This is a genomic window from Streptomyces sp. DS1-CR2, from assembly GCF_055760475.1.
In genome coordinates this window covers 8,043,922-8,061,171 of the sequence record NZ_CM147085.1, presented here as the reverse complement: position 1 = coordinate 8,061,171, position 17,250 = coordinate 8,043,922, and the positions used below count along the sequence as shown (strand labels likewise).

General features: G+C 71.2%; 16 protein-coding genes. 6 read left to right on the top strand and 10 right to left on the bottom strand.

Annotated elements, in window-relative coordinates:
• Positions 1-8: 8 nt before the first annotated feature.
• Positions 9-224, top strand: a complete 216-nt coding sequence (locus ACY0PA_RS37640) for a dodecin (RefSeq protein WP_473081870.1) — start codon at positions 9-11, stop codon at positions 222-224.
• A 54-nt stretch (positions 225-278) separates the two neighbouring features.
• Here the strand turns inward: ACY0PA_RS37640 and ACY0PA_RS37635 are convergent, their stop codons facing one another.
• Entirely contained in the window at positions 279-779 is a 501-nt protein-coding gene (locus ACY0PA_RS37635) for a phosphatase domain-containing protein (RefSeq protein WP_473081869.1), read from the bottom strand.
• A gap of 47 nt (positions 780-826) precedes the next feature.
• Here ACY0PA_RS37635 and ACY0PA_RS37630 point away from each other — a divergent pair, with 47 nt between their 5' ends.
• Both ACY0PA_RS37630 and ACY0PA_RS37625 read left to right on the top strand, forming a co-directional pair.
• The gene (locus ACY0PA_RS37630; protein WP_473081868.1) at positions 827-1,834 is read left to right on the top strand and encodes an MsnO8 family LLM class oxidoreductase; all 1,008 of its coding nucleotides are present in this window, start codon (positions 827-829) and stop codon (positions 1,832-1,834) included.
• A gap of 59 nt (positions 1,835-1,893) precedes the next feature.
• Positions 1,894-4,263, top strand: coding sequence for an ATP-binding cassette domain-containing protein (locus tag ACY0PA_RS37625; RefSeq protein ID WP_473081867.1), 2,370 nt, complete (start codon positions 1,894-1,896; stop codon positions 4,261-4,263).
• A gap of 92 nt (positions 4,264-4,355) precedes the next feature.
• Here the strand turns inward: ACY0PA_RS37625 and ACY0PA_RS37620 are convergent, their stop codons facing one another.
• The 5 genes from ACY0PA_RS37620 to ACY0PA_RS37600 all read right to left on the bottom strand — a co-directional run bounded on the left by ACY0PA_RS37620 (position 4,356) and on the right by ACY0PA_RS37600 (position 9,631).
• Positions 4,356-5,222: a lysophospholipid acyltransferase family protein gene (locus ACY0PA_RS37620; RefSeq protein ID WP_473081866.1), complete on the bottom strand. Its 867-nt coding sequence runs from the start codon at positions 5,220-5,222 to the stop codon at positions 4,356-4,358.
• Positions 5,222-5,992 (bottom strand): GNAT family N-acetyltransferase, encoded by a 771-nt coding sequence (locus ACY0PA_RS37615; protein ID WP_473081865.1) that lies wholly within the window; start codon positions 5,990-5,992, stop codon positions 5,222-5,224. Before ACY0PA_RS37615 ends, ACY0PA_RS37620 begins: the two co-directional genes overlap by 1 nt.
• Before the next feature lie 232 nt (positions 5,993-6,224).
• Positions 6,225-6,974 (bottom strand): succinate dehydrogenase/fumarate reductase iron-sulfur subunit, encoded by a 750-nt coding sequence (locus ACY0PA_RS37610; RefSeq protein WP_453780062.1) that lies wholly within the window; start codon positions 6,972-6,974, stop codon positions 6,225-6,227.
• Positions 6,971-8,920: a fumarate reductase/succinate dehydrogenase flavoprotein subunit gene (locus tag ACY0PA_RS37605; protein ID WP_473081864.1), complete on the bottom strand. Its 1,950-nt coding sequence runs from the start codon at positions 8,918-8,920 to the stop codon at positions 6,971-6,973. The genes ACY0PA_RS37610 and ACY0PA_RS37605 overlap by 4 nt, the downstream gene beginning before the upstream one ends.
• Positions 8,921-8,923: 3 nt before the next feature.
• Complete coding sequence (locus ACY0PA_RS37600) at positions 8,924-9,631, bottom strand: succinate dehydrogenase (protein ID WP_473081863.1); 708 nt, start codon at positions 9,629-9,631, stop codon at positions 8,924-8,926.
• A 95-nt stretch (positions 9,632-9,726) separates the two neighbouring features.
• Here ACY0PA_RS37600 and ACY0PA_RS37595 point away from each other — a divergent pair, with 95 nt between their 5' ends.
• A complete protein-coding gene (locus tag ACY0PA_RS37595) occupies positions 9,727-10,611 on the top strand; it encodes a LysR family transcriptional regulator (protein WP_356290885.1) in 885 nt (294 codons plus the stop codon).
• Between the two features lie 113 nt (positions 10,612-10,724).
• Here ACY0PA_RS37595 and ACY0PA_RS37590 read toward each other — a convergent pair whose 3' ends face one another.
• The 4 genes from ACY0PA_RS37590 to ACY0PA_RS37575 all read right to left on the bottom strand — a co-directional run bounded on the left by ACY0PA_RS37590 (position 10,725) and on the right by ACY0PA_RS37575 (position 15,641).
• Complete coding sequence (locus ACY0PA_RS37590) at positions 10,725-11,474, bottom strand: VOC family protein (RefSeq protein ID WP_473086552.1); 750 nt, start codon at positions 11,472-11,474, stop codon at positions 10,725-10,727.
• Between the two features lie 4 nt (positions 11,475-11,478).
• Positions 11,479-13,623: a putative bifunctional diguanylate cyclase/phosphodiesterase gene (locus ACY0PA_RS37585; protein WP_473081862.1), complete on the bottom strand. Its 2,145-nt coding sequence runs from the start codon at positions 13,621-13,623 to the stop codon at positions 11,479-11,481.
• Positions 13,620-14,432 carry an SAM-dependent methyltransferase gene (locus ACY0PA_RS37580; protein ID WP_473081861.1) on the bottom strand — a complete coding sequence of 271 codons (813 nt, stop codon included), beginning with the start codon at positions 14,430-14,432 and terminating at the stop codon, positions 13,620-13,622. Before ACY0PA_RS37580 ends, ACY0PA_RS37585 begins: the two co-directional genes overlap by 4 nt.
• A 255-nt stretch (positions 14,433-14,687) precedes the next feature.
• A complete protein-coding gene (locus ACY0PA_RS37575; protein ID WP_473081860.1) occupies positions 14,688-15,641 on the bottom strand; it encodes an SCO0930 family lipoprotein in 954 nt (317 codons plus the stop codon).
• 262 nt (positions 15,642-15,903) lie between these two features.
• On the opposite strand from ACY0PA_RS37575, the gene ACY0PA_RS37570 reads away from it, so the two are divergent.
• Positions 15,904-16,410 carry a hypothetical protein gene (locus ACY0PA_RS37570; RefSeq protein ID WP_473081859.1) on the top strand — a complete coding sequence of 169 codons (507 nt, stop codon included), beginning with the start codon at positions 15,904-15,906 and terminating at the stop codon, positions 16,408-16,410.
• A 16-nt stretch (positions 16,411-16,426) separates the two neighbouring features.
• A complete protein-coding gene (locus tag ACY0PA_RS37565; protein WP_473081858.1) occupies positions 16,427-17,191 on the top strand; it encodes a bestrophin-like domain in 765 nt (254 codons plus the stop codon).
• Positions 17,192-17,250 lie beyond the last annotated feature (59 nt).

The window sequence follows — 17,250 nt, the reverse complement described above, 5'->3', positions numbered from 1 at the left end:
AGGCCTTCATGTCCGCTCACACGTACCGGGTCACAGAGATCGTCGGCACCTCCCCGGAGGGAGTCGACCAGGCCATCCGCAACGGCATCACCCGCGCCTCGCAGACGCTGCGCGGCCTGGACTGGTTCGAGGTCGGCCAGGTGCGCGGCCACATCGAGGACGGTCAGATCGCGCACTACCAGGTCACCCTGAAGGTCGGCTTCCGGCTGGAGGACGAGGCCTGAGCCCGCGCGCCGGGGCCACTCAGGACCGGCTCCGAACCCGCTCGCCCGGTCCGCTCAGGTCCGCCCCTCGCGCTCCTGGGCGTCCTTCAGCGCCTCGGAAGCGCTCGCCCAGCGGGCGCGTACGACGGTGAAGCCCGCCCGTTCGGCCTCGTCGCACACGAGCTCGTCGTCGTCGACCAGCATGCGCACCTCGCGGCCGCGGGAGAGCGTGCGCAGCGTCTCCAGTTTGGTGCGGCGCGCGGGCCTGCGGTCGTCGTTGCGGCGCATCCAGACGCGCCCCTCGGGCAGGCCCTGCTCGGCGAGCCAGGCCACGGTGTCGGCGCGGCACCGCTCCGGCCTGCCCGTGAGGTAGACGACCTCGCACTCGCGGGCGCTCTCCAGCGCCAGCTCGACGCCGCGCGCGAGCGGCGGATCCTCGGGCGCGGCCCCGAAGAAGGCCGGCCAGTCACGCGGGGTGCGCTCCAGGAAGCGCTGCCGGTGGGCCGTGTCGGCGAGGGTGTTGTCGAGGTCGAACACGGCCAGGGGTCTGGCGAGAGGTCTGCTGTTGTCGATCACACGCCAAGCGTAGGGAATCCTGCAGCGGCACAGACGTTGAACGGTGTGTGAGCTCAGTGATCGCATCGACCCGGTTCTCCGTCCTCGACCGTTCGCGCACCCGTGAGGGGCACGACGGGCCCTCGGCGCTGCGCGACACCGTGCGCTTCGCGCGCGAGCTGGACGCGCTCGGCTATCACCGTGTCTGGGTGTCGGAGCACCACGGGGTGCCGGGCGTCGCGGGATCCGCGCCGACCGTGCTCGCCGCGGCGGTCGCGGCCGCCACCCGCACGATCCGGGTCGGCACCGGCGGCGTGATGCTGCCCAACCATCAACCCCTGGTGGTGGCCGAGCAGTTCGGGGTCCTGGAGTCGCTGTTCCCCGGGCGGATCGACATGGGTCTCGGCCGTTCGGTGGGTTTCACGGGCGGGGTGCGCAAGGCGCTCGGGCGGGACAAGGACGATGCCGACGACTTCGCGGCGCAGCTCGCCGAACTGCTCGACTTCTTCCGGGGGACCTCCGCGACCGGGGTACGCGCACGCCCCTCGGACGGGCTGAGCGTCCCGCCGTTCGTGCTCGCCATGGGCGAGGGCGCGACGATCGCCGCCGAAGCGGGACTGCCGATGGTGATCGGCGACCTCAGGAACCGCGAGAAGATGCTGCGCGGAATCGACCGGTACCGCACCACGTTCCGGCCGTCCGCGTGGGCGAGCGAGCCCTACGTCGTCGTCTCGGGCACGATCGCGGTCGCCGGGAGTCCGGACGCGGCCCACCGCCTGCTGATCCCGGAGGCCTGGTCGATGGCGTACTCCCGCACCCACGGCACGTTCCCGCCGCTGCCGCCCGCCGAGCGCGTGGAGGCGCTGACGATGACGGCGAAGGAGCGGGACTTCTACGAGTCCGGGCTGCGCGGCCACATCGCGGGCACGCAGGACCAGGTCGCGGACGAGCTGGAGACCCTGATCAAGGAGAGCGGCGCGCAGGAGGTCCTGGTCACGACCAGCTCGTACGACCGCGAGGGCCTCCTGGAGTCCTACTGCGGGCTCGCCCGGCTCGCGGGGCTGCGCCAGGCCTAGAATCGTGGGGTTTGCCCCCCGCGTGACAGCGCGTCCAGCCGCCCTACGGAGCCCGCCCCATGCACGAGCCCGACCACGATCCGTTCGTCCGTGTGCGGGGTGCCCGTGAGCACAATCTGCGGGGCGTCGACGTGGACATCCCGCGCGACGTGCTCGCCGTCTTCACGGGGGTCTCCGGCTCCGGGAAGTCCTCGCTCGCCTTCGGCACGATCTACGCCGAGGCGCAGCGCCGCTACTTCGAGTCCGTGGCCCCGTACGCGCGCCGCCTCATCCACCAGGTCGGTGCGCCCAAGGTCGGCGAGATCAGCGGGCTTCCGCCGGCCGTCTCGCTCCAGCAGCGCCGCTCCTCCCCCACGTCCCGGTCCTCCGTCGGCACGGTGACGACGCTCTCGAACTCGCTGCGCATGCTGTTCTCGCGCGCGGGCGACTACCCGCCCGGCGCGGAGCGGCTCGACTCCGACGCCTTCTCGCCGAACACGGCGGCCGGGGCGTGCCCCGAGTGTCACGGGCTCGGCGCGGTGCACCGCACGACGGAGGCACTCCTCGTGCCCGACCCGTCCCTGTCCCTCCGTGAGGGCGCGATCGCCGCGTGGCCGGGTGCCTGGCAGGGCAAGAACCTGCGCGACGTCCTGGACGCGCTCGGGTACGACGTCGACCGGCCCTGGCGTGAACTGCCGCAGGAAGAACGCGACTGGATCCTGTTCACGGACGACCAGCCCGTCGTCACCGTGCACCCCGTGCGGGACGCGGGCCGGATCCAACGCCCGTACCAGGGCACGTACATGAGCGCGAACCGCTACGTGCTCAAGACGTTCGCGGACTCCAAGAGCCAGACGCTGCGGACGAAGGCCGAGCGGTTCCTCGACAGCGCGCCGTGTCCGGTGTGCGGCGGGGCGCGGCTGCGGTCCGAGTCGCTCGCGGTGACGTTCGGCGGACGGACGATCGCGGATCTGGCGCATCTGCCGCTCGCGGACCTGGCGAAGATCCTCGACGCCCCCGGCGACGCCTCGGAGACGGCGCGGGTCCTCACCGGCGACCTCCTGGCCCGGATCGCCACCGTCACCGAGCTCGGCCTCGGCTATCTCAGCCTGGACCGCGCCACGCCGACGCTGTCCGCCGGTGAGCTCCAACGCCTGCGCCTGGCCACACAGTTGCGCTCCGGGCTCTTCGGCGTGGTCTACGTGCTCGACGAGCCGTCGGCGGGCCTGCACCCGGCCGACACGGAGTCGCTCCTCACCGTCCTCGACCGGCTCAAGGCGGCCGGCAACTCGGTGTTCGTCGTCGAGCACCACATGGATGTCGTCCGCAAGGCCGACTGGCTCGTCGACGTCGGCCCGCTCGCGGGCGAGCACGGCGGCCGCGTCCTGCACAGCGGTCCCGTCGCGGACCTGGCGTCCGTCGCGGAGTCGGCGACGGCCCGCTTCCTCTTCGGCCGCGAGCGTGTGCCCGTGCGCACGGTGCGGGAGCCGCGCGGCCGGCTGAAGGTCGGCCCCGTGACCCGGCACAATCTGCGCGACGTGTCGGTGGACGTACCGCTGTCCACGTTCACGGCCGTCACCGGCGTCTCCGGGTCCGGGAAGTCCACGCTCATCGGCTCGATCACCGAGGAACTGGAGGGCGTGGGCCGCCTCGTGGTCGTCGACCAGAAGCCGATCGGGCGCACCCCGCGCTCCAACCTGGCCACGTACACGGGCCTGTTCGACGTCGTACGGAAGGTGTTCGCCGCCACCGACGAGGCGAAGGCCCGCACGTACGGCGTGGGGCGCTTCTCGTTCAACGTGGCCGGCGGCCGGTGCGAGACCTGCCAGGGCGAGGGCTTCGTCAGCGTCGAGCTCCTCTTCCTGCCGAGCACGTACGCCCCCTGCCCGGACTGCGGCGGCGCGCGCTACAACGCCCAGACGCTGCAAGTCACCTACCGGGGGCGGACCATCGCCGAGGTCCTCGATCTGACGGTGGAGAGCGCGGCGGAGTTCTTCGCGGACACGCCGGCCGTGGCGCGCAGCCTCGGCACGCTGCTCGACGTGGGGCTCGGCTATCTGCGGCTCGGGCAGCCCGCCACCGAGCTGTCCGGCGGGGAGGCCCAACGCATCAAGCTGGCGAGCGAGTTGCAGCGCGGGCGGCGCGGTCCCACGGTGTATCTGCTCGACGAGCCGACGGCCGGTCTCCATCCGGCCGATGTCGAGGTTCTGATGCGGCAGTTGCACGGGCTCGTCGACGCAGGGCACACCGTGGTGGTCGTGGAGCACGACATGGCGGTGGTAGCGGGCGCGGACTGGGTGATCGACCTGGGGCCGGGCGGCGGCGACGCGGGCGGTCGGATCGTCGCCGCGGGGCCGCCGACGGAGGTGGCGCGGGCGAGCGGGAGCGCTACGGCTCCCTATCTCGCCCGTGCCTTTGCGCCGGGCGCTCTGCCGGAAGCGCGGTCATGAACCTGCGGGCCGTACGTGGCTGGTCGCTCCCCCGAGTTCTCGGCTCCGCTCGAACAGGGGGGACCCCCATCGCGGCGGAGCCGCCTATCGGCTCAGCCCCGCGCCCCTGAGGCACCGGAGTTCGCCAGATCCTCTTCGGCGAATCCTCGGGCCACCAGCGCGGTGTGGGTCCTACGGGGCCGGCCCGTCGTCGCGGGCTCGGCGGCCCGGGCCAGTGAACGGCGGTCGAGGTGAGAGCCCGGCGGGATCACGTCCCGTATCTCGACCTCGGCCACCAGCCCCCGTGTCGACGCCACCCGCCACAGCGAGGCGAGCAGCGTGTCGTCGCCGACGAACGCGGCTGCGGTGCCGGCCGCCCCGTCGGCGAGCCGGTACCGGACGCGGACCGGCTGGACCGGGACCCCCGCGTCCAGCGCGGCCTGGAAGACGGCCCGCCGGAAGTGCCCCTGCGCGCGGCCGCACCAGGTGCTGCCCTCGGGGAACGCGACGACCGCGGAGCCGGCCCGCAGCGCCCCGGCGATACGGGCGACCGTGTCCGGGAGGGCACGCAGCCGGTCCCGCTCGATGAACAGGACGCCGCTGCGCGCGACCACCGGCCCGGCCAGGGGCCACCGCCCGATCTCCGCCTTGGCGAGCATCCGGGCCGGGCGCACGGCGCCGAGCAGTGGGATGTCCAGCCAGGAGATGTGGTTGGCGACCAGGAGCAGACCGCCGGTGGGTGCGGCGGCGGTGCCGGTGACGCGGACCTGGACCCCGATGGCCCGCGCGATGGCCCGGCACCACCGCCTGACCAGTTCGGCGGGTATCCGCCCGCCGAACGGTGACAGCGCGATCCCGGTCAGGACCAGGACCACGACCGCCGTCATCCGCAGCACGGCCCGGGGCACGGCCGTCGCGGACCCCGTCGGCTCCACGCATGCCTTCGGGGTGCAGGGCGCGCTGGGCAGCCAGACGCTCATCAGGCCGGGGCGAGAGAGAGGAAGTGCCGCAGATAGCGCGGGTTGACCCGGCGCATCGACAGCAGCACGTACAGGTCGGCGACCCCGAAGTCCGGGTCGTGGGCCGGCTCCGCGCACACCCAGGCACCGAGGCGGAGGTAGCCGCGCAGCAGCGGCGGAAGCTCGGTGCGGGCGGAAAACTCCACACGCTCCGCGTTCCAGGGCAGCAGCGGTCGTACGCGGTACTCCTCGGGAGCCAGGTACTTGGTGCGCACGCGGTCCCAGGTGCCCGCCGCGAGGACGCCGCCGTCGGCCAGCGGGATGGAGCAGCAGCCGGCCAGCCATTCGTGGCCGCGGTCGACCATGTAGCGGGCTATACCGGCCCAGATGAGCCCGATGACGGCGCCGTCCCGGTGGTCGGGGTGCACGCAGGATCGGCCGACCTCGACGAGGCCTGGCCGGATCTCGTCGAGGGCGGCCAGGTCGAACTCGCCTTCCGAGTACAGTCGTCCGGCGACGGAGGCCCGCTCCGGCGGCAGCAGCCGGTAGGTGCCGACCACCTGGCCGGTCACCGTGTCGCGGACGAGCAGGTGGTCGCAGTACGCGTCGAAGGCGTCGACGTCGAGGCCCGGTTGCGTGGTGGCCAGCAGGGCGCCCATCTCGCCCGCGAAGACGTCGTGCCGCAGCCGCTGCGCGGCACGGACGTCGTCCTCGTCGCGGGCCAGGGTGACGGTGTAGCGGGTGGGTGCCTCGGGCTGTGGGGGACGGTCGAGCGTGGTGACGCCGGTCATGGCTCTCTCCTGGTCACGGGCCGGTTGTCGGCGGAGCGATGGGCGGGCCGGACTGTCGTACGGCCTGCCGCTCCTGTTCTTCCGATACCGGTTGTCGTGTACGTGACCTGTGCCAGGAGAGCGGATGTGGGGATGTTGAATGCCAGAAGCGCCGGCTGAAGCGAGACGGGGCCGGGGATGAGCACCACTCCCGGCCCCGCCCGTTCGCACGTTGACGGCGAACGACGTACGGCTAACGCTTGCCCGCCTTACGGGTCGCGCGCAGCCATTCTCTGTTCATCCCGGTGATGGAGACCAGCGGGATGCCCTTCGGGCAGGCGGTGGCGCACTCACCGGTGAGGGTGCAGCCGCCGAAGCCCTCGGCGTCCATCTGCCCCACCATGTCGAGGACGCGGGTCTCGCGCTCGGGCGCGCCCTGCGGCAGGACGTTGAGGTGGTTGACCTTCGCCGAGGTGAACAGCATCGCCGAGCCGTTCGGGCAGGCCGCCACGCACGCGCCGCAGCCGATGCACTCGGCGTGCTCGAACGCGAAGTCCGCGTCGGGCTTGGGCACGGGTGTGGCGTGCGCCTCGGGCGCGGCGCCGGTCGGCGCGCTGATGTAACCGCCCGCCTGGATGATCCGGTCGAACGCGGTGCGGTCGACGACGAGGTCCTTCACCACAGGGAAGGCGGAGGCGCGCCACGGCTCGATGTCGATCGTGTCGCCGTCCTTGAAGGACCGCATGTGGAGCTGGCAGGCGGTGGTCCGCTCGGGGCCGTGCGCGTCGCCGTTGATGACGAGCGAGCAGGCTCCGCAGATGCCCTCACGGCAGTCGTGGTCGAAGGCAACGGGGTCGTCGCCCTTGAGGATGAGCTCCTCGTTGAGCGTGTCGAGCATCTCCAGGAACGACATGTCCCGCGAGATTCCGTCCACGTCGTACGTGGACATGGCGCCTTCGGCGTCGGCGTTCTTCTGGCGCCAGACGCGCAGGGTGAGCTTCATGCGTAGCTCCGCTGAGTGGGGTGGACGTACTCGAAGACGAGGTCTTCCTTGTGCAGGACGGGGGCGTCGCCGGCGCCGGTGAACTCCCATGCGGCCGCATAGGAGAACTCCTCGTCGCGGCGGGCGGCCTCGCCGTCCGGGGTCTGGGACTCCTCGCGGAAGTGGCCGCCGCAGGACTCGGCGCGGTGCAGGGCGTCGAGACACATGAGCTCGGCGAGCTCCAGGTAGTCGACGATGCGGTTGGCCTTCTCCAGCGACTGATTCAACTCCTCGCCGGTGCCCGGCACCTTGATGCGGCGCCAGAACTCCTCGCGGATCTGCGGGATCCGGTCGAGGGCCTTGCGCAGGCCTTCCTCCGTACGGGCCATGCCGCAGAACTCCCACATGAGTTCGCCGAGTTCGCGGTGGAAGGAGTCGGGGGTGCGGTCGCCGTCGACGGCGAGGAGGAGGCTGATCCGGTCCTCGGTCTCGGCCAGCACCTCCTGGACGACGGGGTGTTCGGCGCTCACCTCTTCGTGGTGCGGGTTGCGCGCGAGATAGTCGTTGATGGTCGACGGAAGCACGAAGTAGCCGTCGGCGAGACCCTGCATGAGGGCGCTCGCGCCCAGGCGGTTGGCGCCGTGGTCGGAGAAGTTGGCCTCACCGACCGCGAACAGGCCCGGGATCGTGGTCTGCAGGTCGTAGTCGACCCACAGTCCGCCCATCGTGTAGTGCACGGCGGGGTAGATGCGCATGGGCACCTCGTACGGGTTCTCCGCGGTGATCCGCGCGTACATGTCGAAGAGGTTGCCGTACTTCTCCTCGACGGCCTTCTTGCCCATACGGCTGATCGCGTCGGCGAAGTCCAGGTACACGCCCTGGCCGCCGGGGCCCACGCCCCTGCCCTCGTCGCACACGTTCTTCGCGGCGCGCGAGGCGATGTCGCGGGGCACGAGGTTGCCGAAGGCCGGGTAGATGCGCTCCAGGTAGTAGTCGCGCTCGTCCTCGGGGATCTCGTTCGCCGGGCGCGTGTCGCCCTTCGCCTTCGGTACCCAGATGCGTCCGTCGTTGCGCAGCGACTCGCTCATCAGCGTCAGCTTCGACTGGTGGTCGCCGGTGCGCGGGATGCACGTGGGGTGGATCTGGGTGAAGCACGGGTTGGCGAAGTAGGCGCCGCGCCGGTGCGCCCGCCAGACGGCGGTCGCGTTGGAGTTCATGGCGTTCGTCGACAGGTAGAAGACGTTGCCGTAGCCGCCGGACGCGAGGACGACGGCGTCGGCGAAGTACGTGTCGATCTTCCCGGTGATCAGGTCGCGGGCGACGATGCCGCGCGCCTTGCCGTCGACGACGATCACGTCGAGCATCTCGGTGCGCGCGTGCATCTCGATGTTCCCGGCGGCGATCTGCCGTGACAGCGCCTGGTAGGCACCGAGGAGAAGCTGCTGGCCCGTCTGGCCGCGGGCGTAGAACGTACGGGAGACCTGGACGCCGCCGAACGAGCGGGTGTCGAGCAGGCCGCCGTACTCGCGGGCGAACGGGACGCCCTGCGCGACGCACTGGTCGATGATCTCGACGGAGATCTGCGCGAGGCGGTGGACGTTCGACTCGCGGGCCCGGAAGTCGCCGCCCTTGACCGTGTCGTAAAAGAGGCGGTGGACGGAGTCGCCGTCGTTGCGGTAGTTCTTCGCGGCGTTGATGCCGCCCTGCGCGGCGATCGAGTGGGCGCGGCGCGGGGAGTCCTGGTAGCAGAACTGGACGACGTGGTAGCCCTGTTCGGCGAGGGTGGCGCCCGCGGAGCCGCCGGCCAGGCCGGTGCCGACCACGATCACGGTGTGCTTGCGGCGGTTGGCCGGGTTGACCAGCTTCGCCTCGAAGCGGCGGGTGTCCCAGCGCTCGTTGACGGGGCCCTGGGGGGCCTTGGTGTCGACGACCGGCTCACCGGTCGCGTACTCCGCGTAGGAATTCATGGGTCAGCTCACCACTCCGGTCATGACGCCCACGGGTACGGCGATGAAGCCGGCCGTGAGCAGCAGCGCGAGAACATTGGCGATGGTCTTCAGGACGCGGTCGCGGGTCGCGCTGCCCACGCCGAGGGTCTGCGCCGCGCTCCAGAAGCCGTGCTGGACGTGCAGGCCGAGCGCGAGCATCGCGGCGATGTAGACGACGTTGCCGTACCAGGTGGAGAAGGTGTCGATCACGTTCTGGTACGGGTGGCCCGACTGGAAGCCGCCCGGGTGCGCGGTGCCGGTCGTCAGGTCGAGGAGGTGCCACACGATGAACAGCGCGAGGATGATGCCGCCCCAGCGCATCGTGCGCGTGGCGTAGCTCGAACGCGCCTTCTTGTGCACGTACTTGGCCGGGCGAGCCTTGATGTCGCGCCGGCTCAGCTGGTAGGCGGACGTGGCGTGCGCGACGACGGCGACCACGAGCACGACGCGGACGAGCCACAGCGTCCACTCGTAGTGCATGAACGGCTCACCGACCGTGCGCAGCCAGTGGGCGTAGTGATTGAACTCGCCCGACCCGAAGAAGATCTTCAGGTTGCCGATCATGTGGACGACCAAGTAGAGCAGCATGATCAGGCCGCTCACGGCCATCACTGTCTTCTTGCCGACGGACGAGTCCCAGAGCGTACGCGTCGTGGACGGCCGTCGGTCCGTCCGTGTTGCCAGAGCCATGCCACGCACGCTAGAGCCGAAGGGCCTGATCGGTCCAAGACATGGTCCGGCTCATTTCCATAGGCGCAGGCTATCGAGCGATTACTGTGGGGGTCATGCAGTTCCAGCAGCTCCAGTACTTTGTCGCGGTTGCCGAGACCCGGCACTTCACCCGGGCCGCCGAGGTGGTCCATGTCGCCCAGCCGTCCCTGTCCCAGCAGATCCGGTCCCTGGAGCGGGAACTGGGCGCGGATCTCTTCCTGCGCGCCCGCGGGAACATCACGCTCACCGACGCGGGCGAGGCGCTCCTGCCGCTGGCCCGCCGCATCCTCGCCGACGCGGACACGGCGCGGCAGGAGGTGCAGGAGCTGGCGCAGCTCAAGAGCGGCCGGGTGCGGCTCGGCGCCACGCCCTCGCTGTGCACGGGCCTGCTGCCCGATGTGCTGCGCGGCTTCCACGACCGGTATCCCGGGATCCGCCTGATGATCGAGGAGGGCGGCTCCCACGACCTCGTACGCGAACTCGCGCGCGGCGCGCTGGACCTGGCCCTCGTGGTCCTGCCACTGCCCGCACCGGCGCCGGCACTGACGACCGTGGAGCTGCTGCGGGAGGATCTGGTGGTCGTGTCGTCGCCGGATGCGCCGCGGCCCGGGCGGGGGCGGTCCGTGCGCATCGCCGATCTTGAGGGCGAACGGCTTGTGATGTTCCGGCACGGCTATGACCTGCGAGAACTGACCGTCACCGCGTGCCGGGCGGAGGGGTTCGAGCCGGACTTCGCGGTGGAGGGCGGTGAGATGGACGCGGTGCTGGGATTTGTGCGGGCGGGACTCGGGGTGGCCGTCGTGCCGCATATGGTCGCGACGCGGGCGGGGGCCGATCTGCGGGTGACTCCGCTGGCCCGTCCCGGGCTGCACCGGACGATTGCGCTGGCGCATCGCAGCGATGTGGCTCCGCCTCGGGCCGCACGTGAGTTGCAGCGGATGCTTTTGGAGCGGGGTTGAGGGGGGCGTGTGGGTGCGGGTTCGTTGTGGCTTGTTGCGCAGTTCGCGCCCCTGAAAGGGCTGCTCTTCGGCTGCGGCTTCGTCGTGGCCTGTCGCGCAGTTCCCCGCGCCCCTTACGGGGCCGGGAGCGTGCCCGTCTTTGGGGATCTTGCCGTTAGGCAGTAGGTGTTGCCTGCGGGGTCTCGCAGGACCTGCCAGTGGGGGCCCTGGGACTGCGGGGTCGCGCCCAGGGTTTCGTGCCAGGCTCTGATCGCCTCGATGTTTTCGCAGGCCAGGTCCAGGTGTGCGCCCGTGGGGCGGGCGTCGTCCAGGCGTTGGAGCAGGATGCGGATCGGAAGGTTCGCCGGCGGACGCAGCACGTGGAACTCCGGGAGCGTGCCCGGCGACGAGGTCCAGGCGGTGAACTCGGTCCAGAAGTCGATCTCCGCCTCGTACACCGCAGGGGCCAGGTCGATGCAGACCTGGTCCAGGCGGCTCGTCGTCCCGTCGGGGGCCGTGACGGGGTCGGGGCGGCGGTGTTCGCCGGACCAGGGGACCAGGCAGAACAGCTGGCCGCCGGGTGAGCGAAGGACCTCGAGGCCGTCCTCCGTGTGGACGGGCGTCGCCCCCAGGCGGCGCGCCAGGCCGGCTGTCCGAGCGAGGTCGTCCACCGCGAAGTCCACGTGTGCGCCGCCGGGGCCGTCGACCGCCTGCGCCTTCAGGTACGGATCGGCGGAGCCGTCCGGCAGCAGCGTCGTGAACTCGTCGTGGTCGCCGCGCGGCGCCGACAGGTGCGTCCCTGTGACCCGCGTCCAGAAGTCGCAGGCCGCCCCGAAGTGCGCCTGAGGCCGGTCGATGAAGGCGTACACCCAGCGGATCACCAGGGCCTCACCCGGTCGCGTCGCACAGGGCGAGCTCGTGCAGGCGGTCCGGCGGGCCCGGGCGGGCGTAGTACCAGCCCTGCGCGGTGTCGCAGCCCAGGTCGCGCAGCTGCTCGGCCTGTGCGCCCGTCTCCACGCCCTCCACGGTGACCGAGAGGTCGAGGCTGTGCGCGAGCGCGACGATGCCCTCGACGATCTTCAGGTCGACGGGGTCGGCGGGGTACCGCTGCATGCCCTGCGTGAAGGAGCGGTCCAGCTTGAGGACGCCCACAGGGAGCCGGCGCAGGTTCGCGAGGTTCGAGTAGCCCGTACCGAAGTCGTCCAGCGCGATGTCCACGCCCATCTCGGCGAGCCGGCGCAGGGGCTTCAGGAGATCGTCATCCGCGCCGATCAGGGCCGACTCGGTGACCTCCAGGCACAGGGCGCCGGGTTCGAGTCCGAAGCGCTCCAGGATGTCGACGGTGTCGGAGACCAGGCCCGGGTGGGTCAGCTGCATCGGGGACAGGTTCACGTTGATGCGCAGGGGTCCCGCGTCCTCGTAACGCTCCTGCCAGACCCGGGCCTGGCGCACCGACTCCTCCAGGACCCAGCGCCCGAGCGGCACGATGAGGCCGGTGTCCTCGGCGAGCGGGATGAACTGATCGGGCCCGAGCACACCGTGCTGCGGATGCAGCCACCGCACCAGCGCCTCGGCGCCCCGCACACTGCCGTCGCCGAGATGCACGAGCGGCTGGTACTCGATGAAGAACTCGCCGCGCTCCAGGGCCGCGGGCAGCGCGGTCGTGAGGCCGTGCCGGGTGATGACGCGCGCGTCGGCCTCGGGGTCGGCGAGCTCGTAGCGGTTGCCGCCCGCCGACTTGGCCCGGTACATGGTGATGTCGGCGCTGCGCAGCACCTCCGCCGGGCTGCGCTCCCCCGCCGCGGGGCCCTCCACGATGCCGATGGAGCCGCGCACGGTCAGCTCGCGGCCGTCGATGCGGATGGGGGCGGCCAGCGCGTGCATGATGCGCCCGGCGAGGTCGTCGACCTCGGCCGCGGTGTCACGGCCGGTGGTCAGCGCGACGAACTCGTCGCCGCCGAGCCTCGCCACCATCTCGCCGGGCGCGGTGGCGCAGGCCTGGAGACGGTCGGCGACCTCGACGAGGAGCCGGTCTCCCGCCGCGTGGCCGAGGCTGTCGTTGATGGTCTTGAAGCCGTCGAGGTCGAGGTAGCACAGGCCGAAGCGCATGCCGTCGCCGGCCGCGAGCGCCTTCTCCAGGCGCTCGAAGAACAGGGTCCTGTTGGGGAGCCCGGTGAGCGCGTCATGGGTGGCCTCGTAGCGCAGCCGCAGGTTCAGGAGGCGGCGCTCGGTGGTGTCCTCCATCAGCGCCAGCTGGTACTGCGGCACTCCGTCGGCGTCCCGCAGCAGGGAGACGGTCAGGTTCGTCCACAGGGCGGTGCCGTCGGGACGGTAGAACGCCTTCTCGACGCGGTAGTGCTCACGCTCGCCGCGCACCAGCTCCCGGTACAGGCGCCACACGTGCGGGGCGTCGTCGGGGTGGGTCCACTCGACGACGTTGCGGCCGCGTACCAGGTTCTCGGCGCCGCCGAACATGCGCACCAGCGCGTCGTTGGCCTCCAGGACCGTGCCCTCGAGGTCCACTATGCCGATGCCGATGGCCGCGCCGTGGAACACCGCGCGGAACCGGGCCTCGCTCGCGTGAAGGGCCTCGGCGACCGCGCTGCGCGCGCTCAGGGCGGCCCGTGAGATGGCCTCCTGCTCGGCGAGTGTCCGCTCGCGCAGGGCCTGGGCGAAGCCGGCCGCGACGGAGTGCTGGAGCCGGGCGCAGCGCGCCCGCAGCTCTTCCTCGCGCCGGTCGTCGTCGGTACGGCAGTACAGGACGAGGTAGGCGTCGACGACGTCGAGGGTGCGGGTGAGCGCCTCGGGGTCGGTGCAGTGCACGCCGATCAGTGCCGCGCCGACGGCCTGGGCCGCGGGCGCGTCCAGGGTCCGCTCGCCGAGCGCGTCCCGCAACCGCCGTGCGAGCGGCATGAGTTCCTTCTCGAACTCGACCCGGGTCAGGGAGGTCGCCGTCACCGGGAAGATCGCCCGGCTCCAGATGGTGGCGAACCTGCGCAGTCTGCCCTCGGGCCCGTCCTGTTCGCCGCTCACGCCTTGCGCCCCACGCCGGCGCAGCCCGAGAAGGCATAGGGATCCTCGTCCGCGGGCGCGTTCTCCGGCCGCCATTCGGGCATCTGTACGAGTCCGGGTTCCACCATCTCGTATCCCTCGAAGAATCGCGCGATCTCCTCGCGCGAGCGCATGATCAGCGGGTTGCGGATGTTCTTGTACACGTCGACCGTGCCGGCGGCGCGCTCGGCGGGTACAGGGATGCCCTCGTACGCGGCGTGCGTGACGATCAGGAGGCTGCCCGGCGCGAGGGCGTCGCGCAGCTCGGCGACGGCGCTCTGCGGGTCGTCGGCGTCCTCGACGAAGTGCAGGACGGCGACGAGGAGCAGGGCGACCGGCTTGTCCAGGTCGAGGAGTTCACGGACCTCGAGGGCCGCGAGGATCTCCCGGGGCTTGCGCAGGTCGGCGGTCACGACGGCCGCGCGGTCGTTGCCTTCGAGGACGGCCCGGCTGTGCGCGACGGCGACCGGGTCGTGGTCGACGTACACGACGCGCGCTTCGGAGTCGGCCGCCTGGGCCACCTCGTGAACGTTGCCGAAGGTGGGGATTCCGGATCCGATGTCCAGGAACTGGGTGACGCCCTGCTGGACCGCGTAACGCACCGCCCGGCGCATGAAGGCACGATTCGCCTGCATGATCTTCGGGAGCCCCGGCATGAACTCCATCGCCTTGCGGGCCGCCTCCCGGTCCACCTCGAAGTTGTGCGAACCGCCCAGGTAGTAGTCGTAGATCCGGGACACGCTGGGCACCGAGATGTCGATGCCCTGAGGGGCCCAGGCGGGACGCTCCATCAATGTCTCCAAGGCGTAGGCGAGCCGGTGTTCGAGCTGAGGCTACTGATCGCCCGCCAATGGAGCGAGTCAAAACGGAAATTGACCGTCCGTTCTCGGTCACTGCCTCCGGCAAGTGCCGAATGGCAATGATCCGAAATCACCCCGAAACCCTCTCTGTTGCAACGGAAAAGAACCGGCCTGCTCCCCCCGCATGATCACGGGGGGAACAGACCGGCGATTCGCCAAATCCGCAGCAGACTCTACGCGGTGCCCCTACTTCGGCGCTCCCACGGGCTTTCCGTCGGGCGCAGCGGCGTACCAAGTTCCCTTCACACCCTGCCCATTGGTGTCACCGGGCTTCTTGTCACCGGAGAAGGTGTAGATCGGCCAGCAGTTGATCGTCTGCTGCTTGCCGCCGTCGGGGCGGTCGTACGTCATGAAGCCCTTCTTGAGGATGCCCTTGGTGTCGTTCTTCGCGACGGGTGCCACGGCCGGCCAGTTCTCCGCGCAGGCGTCGACGCAGTTCGACTTGATGGGCCAGGCCGAGTCCTTGAGGAACCGGTAGACGGTCATCCCGTTCTTGTCGACGACGATCTCGCCGAGCTTCGGGTCCTTGCGCGTGGACAGACCGGCGAGGTCGGCGGGGAGCGCGGCGGCGGGGCTCGCCTTCTTGCCGTCGGGCCCGGCGGCGTACCAGACGCCTCCCACGCCCTGCCCCTTCGCGTCGCCCGGCTTGGTGTCCATCGCGTACCGGTACATGGGCCAGCCGTCGATCGTCAGCTGCTTGGTGCCGTCGGCCGCGGTGACCTCGCCGAGCAGCGACTGGTCGACGCCGGGCGCCGCCTCGGCGCCGTCCGCGGGCACCACGGGCCACGCCTTGAGGCAGGCGTCGTCACAGTTCGACTTGGGCGGCTGCGCGGTGTCCTTGTCGAAGCGGTACATCGTGAAGCCCTCGCTGTCCGTGAGGACCTGGCCGAGCTTCTTGCTGTCCCAGGTGGCGAGCTGTCCGGCCGGCTTCGCCTTGGCCGCCCCCGCGTCCTTCGCGTCTCCGTAGCCGTCGCCACTGCCGTACGCGTCCCCGTTGCCGTAACCGCCCTGCGCCGGGGCGGCGTTGCCCACGGACTGGCCGTTGGGCGACTGGTCGCCCTGGTCCTGACCGCACGCCGTCGTCAGCGCCAGCAGGGCCGCAGCTGTCGCTACGAGTGAGGCGCTCCGCCAGGTGTTCATTGCCAACTCCCGCTGGTTGCTTGGGTGTTGTGCGATCCCGGAAGGGGCCGCACATGGCCCTAGGTACGCGCGGCGACGGCGGATGTGTTCAACGGGGCCGGAAATTTCTTTTGGGTGAGGGGGCGCGGGACGCATCCGGGGCGGGGCCACGCGTGCGCTCCGGTGGCCGCGGGCAAACCTGACGCCCCCCATCTCCCCACCTTCGGACCAATCCTCGGGGGCCGGGGCGTGGCGGCGCCGCCCGCCGCCCATGATCTCCGTCGTGTACGGATCCAGAGGGGCCAGGTCGACCCTGGTCACACGGGTGGTGGCGGTGCTCGCGCTGGCCTGGCTGCTGGGCTCGCCCGCGGCCGGCACCACGGCGGCCGCACTGACCCCGGGCGACAACTGCGCGTCTGCCTCGATCGGCAAGGGCGGCGACGCGATAGCCCGCGCCGGGGACGGCGTCGTCTGCCGGGCGGGACCCGTCAAGCCACCGCCGCGGAAGCCCGCGCCTCCCCCGGTCCCAGAACCACCGCCTCCACCACCGCCGCCTCCTCCCCCACCGCCACCGCCACCTCCGCCACCGCCTCCGCCCATGAAGGCACCGCCGCCGCCCGCCCCGAAGCCGACCGTGCGCCCCAAGCCCTCGCCGACTCCGGTGAGTTACCCCGCATACCGACCCGCGCCCCGCAAGGCGCCGCCGAGCGGCGGGCCTTCCCTGGTCTCGCTCACCCTGCTCATCACCGCACCCGCGGTGCTCGCCGTAGCCGCGCTGCGCCCGCGCTGACCGCCCGGAGGTCCCGATGTCGGAATGGCTTGTTCTCACTCTCGCGATGGTGGCCGCGTGCGCGGTCGTGCTCGTCGTGACCGTTCTTCAGCAGCGCAGGATCGGCGACGACGACGACCCGAGCGAGACCCCTGACGTCATCGAGTACATGACGATGATGATCGGCGTGGTGTACGCGATCGTCCTGGGCCTCGCCATCGCAGGTGTCTGGGAGGGCCGCAGCGCCGCCCAGGACCATGTACGCAACGAGGCGCAGGCACTGCACGAGATCCACGAACGCGTCCGCGTCTATCCGACGGAGGTCAGAACCCGTATCCGCTCGGATGTCGACACCTATGTCAGCCATGTCGTCACCACCGAGTGGCGCACGATGAAGAACAAGGGCCATCTCACCGCCGAGGGCACCCGGCTCCTCGACAAGGTGCGCCACGACGTCACCGACTACCAGCCGAAGACGGACTTCGAGGCACAGGCCTACCAGCCGCTGCTCGACCAGATCACCGCCGCGGACGACGCCCGCAACGCGCGCGCGGACTCCACCGGCGCCACGATGCCGGGCGTGGTCTGGTTCGGCCTCATCGCGGGAGGCCTCGTCACGATCGGGATGGTCTTCGCACTCCAGATCCGCAGAACGGCACGCGAGCTGGTCCTCGCCGGGCTCTTCTCGGCGCTGATCGCGTTCCTGCTCTTCCTGGTCTGGGACCTCGACGCGCCCTACAGCCGCGGGGTCGCGGCCACCGTGGAACCCTTCCTCATGCTGTTCCCGCACACCGGGGGGTGAGACCGACGGGCCGCGCTCGTCTCCGGGTCGGCGCGGCCCGCCCTGCACCCTGCGCCCCG

Coding starts and splice junctions, on each gene's coding strand:
- ACY0PA_RS37615 (WP_473081865.1), bottom strand. CDS start 5,992: ATGACCGGCGTCACCACGCTCGACCGTCCCCCACAGCCCGAGGCACCC.
- ACY0PA_RS37565 (WP_473081858.1), top strand. CDS start 16,427: ATGTCGGAATGGCTTGTTCTCACTCTCGCGATGGTGGCCGCGTGCGCG.
- ACY0PA_RS37620 (WP_473081866.1), bottom strand. CDS start 5,222: ATGAGCGTCTGGCTGCCCAGCGCGCCCTGCACCCCGAAGGCATGCGTG.
- ACY0PA_RS37610 (WP_453780062.1), bottom strand. CDS start 6,974: ATGAAGCTCACCCTGCGCGTCTGGCGCCAGAAGAACGCCGACGCCGAA.
- ACY0PA_RS37595 (WP_356290885.1), top strand. CDS start 9,727: ATGCAGTTCCAGCAGCTCCAGTACTTTGTCGCGGTTGCCGAGACCCGG.
- ACY0PA_RS37580 (WP_473081861.1), bottom strand. CDS start 14,432: ATGGAGCGTCCCGCCTGGGCCCCTCAGGGCATCGACATCTCGGTGCCC.
- ACY0PA_RS37600 (WP_473081863.1), bottom strand. CDS start 9,631: ATGGCTCTGGCAACACGGACGGACCGACGGCCGTCCACGACGCGTACG.
- ACY0PA_RS37640 (WP_473081870.1), top strand. CDS start 9: ATGTCCGCTCACACGTACCGGGTCACAGAGATCGTCGGCACCTCCCCG.
- ACY0PA_RS37605 (WP_473081864.1), bottom strand. CDS start 8,920: ATGAATTCCTACGCGGAGTACGCGACCGGTGAGCCGGTCGTCGACACC.
- ACY0PA_RS37625 (WP_473081867.1), top strand. CDS start 1,894: ATGCACGAGCCCGACCACGATCCGTTCGTCCGTGTGCGGGGTGCCCGT.
- ACY0PA_RS37575 (WP_473081860.1), bottom strand. CDS start 15,641: ATGAACACCTGGCGGAGCGCCTCACTCGTAGCGACAGCTGCGGCCCTG.